Origin of the sequence: Faecalibacterium sp. Marseille-Q4896, from assembly GCF_017377615.1 — a bacterium.
GTDB classification, from domain to species: Bacteria; Bacillota; Clostridia; order Oscillospirales; family Ruminococcaceae; genus Faecalibacterium; species Faecalibacterium taiwanense.
In genome coordinates this window covers 96783-103995 of sequence record NZ_JAFREG010000009.1, presented here as the reverse complement: position 1 = coordinate 103995, position 7213 = coordinate 96783, and the positions used below count along the sequence as shown (strand labels likewise).

The following is a 7213-nucleotide window of genomic DNA, read 5'->3' as shown; positions in this document are numbered from 1 at the left end:
GGTGTAGCGGACGCTGTAAGAGTTGCCGCGCTTCGTAATATATGCCATACTGTTTGCCTCCTTATCAAGCTGCCCGGTAGAGCCACGCATCGAAGCTGTCCTTCGGCACACGGATGCTTCCGCCTACCCGCAGGACACGGAATTCGGTGGTGCTGTTGCACAGGTTGTAAGCAGAGCGCAGACTGATGGCCAGCATTCGTGCGATCTCTTCCACCGTGTACACCAGCTTCGTGGTTGCCGGGCTGTCAGTCGGAGACTTGACGGCATTGGTTTGAGTGACCACTTCCATTGTAGTGGGATTCGAGTCCTTTTGCAAGAACTTTTTCGTATAATCGGAAGATTGCACAGGGACGGTCATAGAATTACGGTCAAAATCCATAAGCATTGCTCCTTATATTGTCATATCATCTAAAAATTCAGCTTAAAGTTCTACATCTTGCCCACGCTTACGGTTTTGCTGCGGCACATTCATGGTGTGCTCCTGCTTGGGGGCAAGAATCTTTTCCAGAAAGCCGCGCACCAGTTCGGGCGCACGGCGGAGAGCATCCAGATAGGGTTTCACGTCGTACCACAGGTCGTGGTACTTGTTGCTCCAACGAACGGCTTCTTTCTTGGCGGTGGAAAGTTCTTCTTTCAGGCGGCGGTTCTCCACATCCATCATATAGCCGTGGTCGGCTCGCTTTTTCAGCTTGGAAAACTCTTCTTCGGTCAGCGAATAGTTGCCGAGAAAGGTGCGCTTACCAATATAATCCAGATCGCGCGCATGAATGAGGGCTTCTTTTGTGAGCGTGACCTTTTTCTGCACAGCGGCAAGTTCCTTTTCGGTCTTGGAGAGGGTTTTGTTGGTTTGGGTGAGGTGCTGCTCTTTCTGGTCAATCTGGGCGGTCAGAGTGTCCAGTCGCTCCTGCTCCCGCTGGACTTTGAACTGGGTGACGGTCAGGTGTTCTTCAGTGCTGCCACGCTCACCGCGCTCTACATCCGTATACCCGGCGTTGCGCATATAGTGGAAGAAATCGTCTTGCAGGACACTGTACGACTTCTTCAGGACTGGCTTGCCGCTCTTTTGCAGGACAGGCTTTCCGGCATCGTCCAGCAGGGGCTTGGAAGCCCACTTCTTGCTTCGGCTGACCTGCATGACGGTCTCCTTGACTGTGCCGACCAGTGCCTTGTCCTTGCAGCGTTTCGACCAGAGGATCTGCTTTTCCACCACAGGCACATAGACCACATGGAGATGATAGTGGTAGACTTCACGGCCTAATGCTTCGGTCATGGCACGGTTGATCTCATCGGCGTGCATGACTGCCGAGAGGATATACTGCTCACCGCCCACGATTTGAACGGCAGCTTGGTAGGCATCCTCATAGAACTGCTTGGCGAACTCGTAGCCGCCGTGGTTGTCAAAGTAGGCCGAGTTGACATCAAAGACAAGCTCGCAGTAATGGGTGGCATCCGGCTTCAAGCCGCGCGTTGAAATCGTGCCAGCGGTTTCCAGTTGGGAGAACAGGTCGGTGTAGCTGGCGGTTGGCTTTTTGAAGTGGATGTTCCATGCAGTGCGCTGGGGGATGATGTCGGGGTTCCGGTAGCTGTCCTTTTCGCGCTCGTTGTGCTGCTGAGTGTTGCCAACGGCCTTGTCCGAAACGGCGAGATTTCGAACACTGGTGCGGTCAATGCCATCATTTCTTGCCAAAGGGCATCCCTCCTTTCAAGGTTCATCGAGAGGTGACGGGGAACGGAGATGCACTTCTGCGGAAGTGTAATAACCCACTATAACACTTTCATCCCTATGGGCTGCAAAGTGTAGTGGGCTCTTTGAGGACTCTCCGAGGGGGAACGTCTCCTGCGGGAGAGCTACGATCAAGTTCGCACAATGCGAACTTGATCGCTCCGTACGCATCTGAAAAAATTGCGTACGGACTTCAAATAACCTGTACGGTCTGTACGGCGTACGGAAATCTAAAATAAAAACGATAACACGTTTTAATTTGCTTCGATTCGCCGTACGGGTGCGTATAAGTACAGACCGTACAGGTTGTGCGAACTTCTTCCGTGAAAAAATGCACTTTTTACGGACAGGGGTGGACAAGCGGCTCAATGCCCACGAAACCCCGCACCCTGCGGCCACCGGGCAGGGCGATGTTATGTACTGCACCAGAGACCCCAAAGTGGGAACTCTGGTGTTTTTGCTTCATGCCTGAATATACGGGAAATTTTGCAGGAAAGGCGAAAAAGCGGCAGAACTGCAACGGAAAAAGAAAAATGCCCTCACTGGTTGCAGGGCTGCAACAGCAAGGGTGGAGAGGTGACCGTATATTGAACAAAACGGCAGAGCGTATTATAATGAGGAAAAAGCTCAAAAAGGAGGGCCGACCACATGGCACAGGAATATCTGCCCGCACCGTCCAACGTCCGTCTTGCGGACTTGATGAAAGAGCACAATATCAGCCAACCGGAGCTTGCTAAGGAAATCGGCTGCTCCAAAAGCACCATCAGCCGCTTTATCAGCGGTGCAAAGGGAACCCTGACCCATGAGCAGGTGCTGAAAATTGCAAGGCTGTTCAACGTGTCCACGGATTTTCTGCTGGGAGAAACCAACATTCCCGACCGCAAGAACTACGACATTGCCGAGTTAGGCTTGTCCGTAGAAGCTGCAAAGAACCTCTACACAGGACGTGTCAATACAGAGGTGGTCAACCTGCTGCTGGAAAACGCTCGCTTCGCAGAGCTTACTTACCGCATATCGCAGTATTTTGATGATACCTTTGCTTCCGGCATCGCAGCACAGAACGCCATGCTCACGACATTGAGCACCCTGCTGCGCACAAAGGTCAAGACCCCGGAGGCAGCCAAAGCCGCAAAGGACATCAGCCTTCGGAGAAAGCCGGTGTATCAAGGCGATCTTGATGACATTGAAATGTACTTCATGGCGGCGGTCAAGGAAATCAAAAAGGGGATCGGGAGCCATTACGCCGAACAGGAAGCCATGAGCAAGAAAGTGGCAGAGAAGATGTTCACCGAATTGACCAAAGGGCAGGATGTGCAGCACCCAACGATTACGGCAGAGCAGTTGACGGATGCAATGTTGGACAGTGTTTCGGGCATGGAAGGAGCCACGCCGGAGGCACTGGAACAGTTGCGGAACGGCCTGCTGGGAATCTTGCAGTCTGCCGCAGAGCAGGAAAACGCCCATGAAGCAGACGAATGAACGGCTTTGTGCGCTGGCACAGAAAGGGGACGCCACCGCACTGGACAGCCTGATCGAAAACAACAAGTCCTTTATTGGCAAGGTGGCAAATGACCTTTTCCGCAGCATGAATCTGGCACAGTCCGGCCTGAACCTTGACACGGACGATTTGAAACAGGCGGGCAATCTGGGCTTCTGGAAAGCTGTGCCGAAGTTCGATGCAGCGCGCGGCATGAAGTTCCTGACCTATGCGGCTCCTGCCATCCGCAACGCCATGATGGACATGGTGCGGGATGCCTTTGCCGCTTTTGAGCAGCGGATGGTAACGGAGGACAAGGACGGTATCTGCTACCAGCGCGTTTCGCTGAACGATGTTCTGCCGAGAGAAGAGCAGCTGCGGCGCATCGAAGCCATAGCCGACCCTTATGCCATGCAGCCGCAGAGTATTATGGAAGAGCAGGAATCGCGCCGGGAACTGTACGATGGCCTGAAACGGCTGACCCAACGGGAGCAGACCTATCTGCTGTACCGCTATGGCTTCACCGATGGTGAGGAACATCCTTTGATCGGTACGGCGATATACTTCCACCTGACAAAAGGCCGCGCCCAAAAGACCGAGGAACAGGCCATGGATAACCTGTGGCTGGAACTGCCGTGGTGGTTTATCTGAATGGGCAGAGAGGAATTGTGTCAAATTGACATAATTCCTCCCGATAAGAGGGATGTGAGCGAAAATGCTGGCAATGTATCTGGCAGTTCTGGATGACCGGAGCAGCGAAGAACAATTTATAGATGTATATAATACCTACAAGCGGCTGGTCTACCATACCGCTTACAAAATTATGGGCGATTCATATCTGGCAGAAGATGTGCTGCAAGAGGTTTTTTTGTACGTTGCCAAAAATTTTTCTAAAATTCATCGAGAAAACTGTCACGAACTCGCCGCTTATCTCGTTAGTTGTAGTAGAAGCCGTGCATACGATATGCTTCGCAAGCAGCGAGAAGAACCATTAGAAGAAATCCCAGACGTGCCAGATGATGCCCCGGTGCCGGATGATGCAGTAGTCAGCACCGATAACATCCAACACCTGACAGAACTGATCGGACAGATGAAACCAATGTATCGTGCCCCACTACGTCTTTTGGCAATGGGCTACACCAACCGGGAGATTGCCGAATCGCTTGGACTGACGGATGAAGTGGTTCGGATGCGGCTTTTCCGTGGAAGAAAACTATTGTGGAAGGAGTTGAACAGCCATGAGTGAGAGAGCAGAAGTTTCTTTTGATGCTGCATTGATGATGGCACTCCGTGCAGATGCACAAAAAGAGCTGGATGAGCTGCCAAGTCCGGCCCAGCTTAAGGAACGCTACCCGGACACGTCCCGATGGGATGCTCGCCTGCAAGCGGCGTTGCATAAACACCGCCCTGTGCTGAAACGAGTGCTTGTTGCAGCCATGACGCTGGTAATTTTAACTCTCGGCGCACTTGCAGTAAGCGCAGACTTCCGCAAGGCAGTCTACACGATGATTCAGAAGTTCCTGCCCATTGAGATGCAGCTGACATATCAGGTGGATGGAGAACCGTTGGAGCAAATTCCGAATGGATACAGCGACCATTATGTGCCGGATGGATTTGAACGAGATTATGAATAAGGGTATGATGATGCACAAGCCTTTTTGCATGTTTACTCATCGAAAAAAAGCAGTATAGGGTATACAGTTCAATGCTCAGTTATCCAGCCGGGGAACCAAGCGTTGTTTGATAATGAGCATACGACCTATAAAATTGTAAAAATTGGTGACGTGGACGCATCTTTGGGAACGAGTACTGTAGAAAGTGGAATCTCTGTTTATATTCTCAACTGGGAGCAAGATGGTATAGCGCATATGATAATGGGAAATATTCCGATGGATGAAGTTTTCAAAATCGCAGAAAGTATTTCTTAACAGAAAATTGCTTGAATATTTGTGAAGAAGCACAAACACCTGAGCGATTTTTTGTTAAGATAGACAAAAACAGAAAATCTTGCAACAAACCAGTGATTTGCTGCGTTATCTGGATAAAAGGGTTTATAGAGAGGAGCCGAAGATAGTGAAAAAACTGGTAGTAGACGTTGGTAGTATGCTAATTGTGCAGTATTTGATATTTTACTTTGTTGAAATAAGATTAGGGGAACAAGCGACCTTTACAAAGTTTATAACTAACAATTACATCCTTACTTTTTGGATAATTTATCTTGCAAGTCGGATTGTGAATTGCAAAATTAAAAAGTCCCGCAATGAGAAATAAATCTAAAAAGGAGCGTTTCGGATGAGAGTAAGAAAAATTGTGTTAATTTTTGCGGTAATAGCGGTGCTACTAATTATAATATTGGGCAGGCCAATAACAAAAGAATTGGGTGAAGTTCCAGATGATTACGAAAAGGGTGCGTAAAATGGCAAAGCCAAATAAGAGATTGGCGATCATTGGTATGGCATTGGTCGTAGCGATTCTTATAGGCGGTTTCCTGTTGCATACGTGGGGGAGGACAAAATCGGAACTTACTGTAACAAAGGTAGATTTAAGTAATAATTCTATCTATGCAACCGCTCCCAATCAACTGTATGGCACAGATAATTGCTATCTCATTCAGGGTGCTTCGGAATACTTAAAAGGAAATATTCAGCTATCGCAAATTGAAGAAGGCGAAAAGATTGCGGTAGTTTCCAATGGAAAGGTTTTATTATCTGACCCCTATCAGTTTGATACGATATACAGTATTCGATTACCATAATCCTATTTTCATGCCCTAAACAATGAAATGAATATAGATGCTTTTGAGAATATGAAGATATTATTATGAAAGAGATAATTATTGAACCACATATTGGAATTGGACAATTAAAATTAGGCATGACATCAGATGAACTAGAAAATGCTCTTCTACAAATGAAGAAACAGTGGTCGAATTCTTCTGATGAAGCAATGCAAATGGAATGTTGTGCGGAAACCGATGACCCTAATTTGATAACCGGACGATATATGGATAATGATTCGTTCTTTCTTGTGCAGTATCGGAACGGAAAAGCTGCTGAAATCGGCATCCAGCGTGATTTGTCTAAAGTGGCATCAATAAAATTGTTCGGGCTGGATATGTTTAATACAACCGCCGAGTGTATTGTTGATAGCTTAATGAAAAAGGACAACGTTATTTGCAACGAAAAGGACTTGCAACTTGGAACGGAATATATTTTTCCCCAAATTGGAGTCCGACTCTGGAGAGAGCGAGCATTTCATCCCAAATTGTTGAAAGACCCGTTATACATGGAAGAAATGCAGGCGGTATTAGAAGACGAATATCAATATCAGTATTTTCAGATGGTTACCATAATAGGTTGAACTACTAACTAAGAGCCCTCTATTTGCAACGACTGCAAGTAGAGGGCTGTTGTTTTGCCTTGGATATTTTAATTAAAGGTCAATCTTCCAGTCTGCCATGGTCGCAGCCAAGTGAAAGGTAGTGTTCAATCTCACCACTCAGCACAAGCTGGGCGTACTCCAATGGCTTATTGTAGAGCAGCCAATCCAGCTCTGCCCGCTGTGCCGGGGTGTTGCCGTATTCGTCCTCGATGGCGATGCAGTCAATGGCAACGGTGGTGCCATCCTCGAACCGGGCTTCCATCCGGTTGGTGTCCATGTTGTAGCGGCAGAAAAGCAGTTTCATCATAGTAGTATCCTCCTAGACTTGATTTTGATGTGCGGCCACTCAAACCAATGCCGTCAAGCCGGTGGGGGGATAGAGCGATTTTGTTTGTCGGAGAGTAGGTGCACGGTTTCTGCACGGATTTTGCACGGTTTCAAAACGTGCAAAGGGTGCTTTTCGCTGCAAAATCCGACAAAGAGTGCAGAAATTATCGGGTGAAAAATCACGTCGCTTTGATTAAAAATAACGATGACTCGAAATTTCCAGAAATTGAGACGAACCGGCGGCTTGCTCTCTTAATCAGTGGGCCCAGGGTTCGAGTCCCTGGAGGTGCACCAGATATTGAACG

General features: G+C 48.4%; 9 protein-coding genes and 1 pseudogene. 7 read left to right on the top strand and 3 right to left on the bottom strand.

The genetic code is table 11. The features are described 5' to 3' along the window. Window positions 1–64 precede the first annotated feature (64 nt). Together J3348_RS12455 and J3348_RS12450 are read right to left on the bottom strand one after the other, a co-directional pair. Window positions 65–379, bottom strand: a complete 315-nt coding sequence (locus J3348_RS12455; RefSeq protein WP_097783233.1) for a helix-turn-helix domain-containing protein — start codon at window positions 377–379, stop codon at window positions 65–67. Between the two features lie 42 nt (window positions 380–421). Beyond that, window positions 422–1687, bottom strand: coding sequence for a plasmid recombination protein (locus J3348_RS12450; protein ID WP_207699087.1), 1266 nt, complete (start codon window positions 1685–1687; stop codon window positions 422–424). Between the two features lie 684 nt (window positions 1688–2371). Here J3348_RS12450 and J3348_RS12445 point away from each other — a divergent pair. The 7 genes and pseudogenes from J3348_RS12445 to J3348_RS12420 all read left to right on the top strand — a co-directional run bounded on the left by J3348_RS12445 (window position 2372) and on the right by J3348_RS12420 (window position 6560). Further along, complete coding sequence (locus J3348_RS12445) at window positions 2372–3202, top strand: helix-turn-helix transcriptional regulator (protein WP_097783235.1); 831 nt, start codon at window positions 2372–2374, stop codon at window positions 3200–3202. After that, the gene (locus tag J3348_RS12440) at window positions 3186–3851 is read left to right on the top strand and encodes a sigma-70 family RNA polymerase sigma factor (protein ID WP_097783236.1); all 666 of its coding nucleotides are present in this window, start codon (window positions 3186–3188) and stop codon (window positions 3849–3851) included. Before J3348_RS12445 ends, J3348_RS12440 begins: the two co-directional genes overlap by 17 nt. A 64-nt stretch (window positions 3852–3915) precedes the next feature. After that, complete coding sequence (locus J3348_RS12435) at window positions 3916–4446, top strand: sigma-70 family RNA polymerase sigma factor (RefSeq protein WP_097783237.1); 531 nt, start codon at window positions 3916–3918, stop codon at window positions 4444–4446. Further along, on the top strand, window positions 4439–4834 hold the full coding sequence (locus J3348_RS14285; protein WP_242702983.1) for a hypothetical protein: 396 nt from the start codon (window positions 4439–4441) through the stop codon (window positions 4832–4834). Before J3348_RS12435 ends, J3348_RS14285 begins: the two co-directional genes overlap by 8 nt. Window positions 4835–4852: 18 nt before the next feature. After that, a pseudogene (locus J3348_RS14280) lies at window positions 4853–5128 on the top strand (DUF4367 domain-containing protein); the annotation flags it as partial. A gap of 488 nt (window positions 5129–5616) precedes the next feature. Beyond that, complete coding sequence (locus J3348_RS12425) at window positions 5617–5955, top strand: hypothetical protein (protein ID WP_097783239.1); 339 nt, start codon at window positions 5617–5619, stop codon at window positions 5953–5955. Between the two features lie 65 nt (window positions 5956–6020). Next, window positions 6021–6560 carry a hypothetical protein gene (locus tag J3348_RS12420; protein ID WP_097783240.1) on the top strand — a complete coding sequence of 180 codons (540 nt, stop codon included), beginning with the start codon at window positions 6021–6023 and terminating at the stop codon, window positions 6558–6560. Window positions 6561–6639: 79 nt separating this feature from the next. On the opposite strand, the gene J3348_RS12415 is transcribed toward J3348_RS12420, so the two are convergent. Beyond that, window positions 6640–6888, bottom strand: a complete 249-nt coding sequence (locus J3348_RS12415; RefSeq protein ID WP_097783241.1) for a DUF6061 family protein — start codon at window positions 6886–6888, stop codon at window positions 6640–6642. Between the last annotated feature and the right edge of the window lie 325 nt (window positions 6889–7213).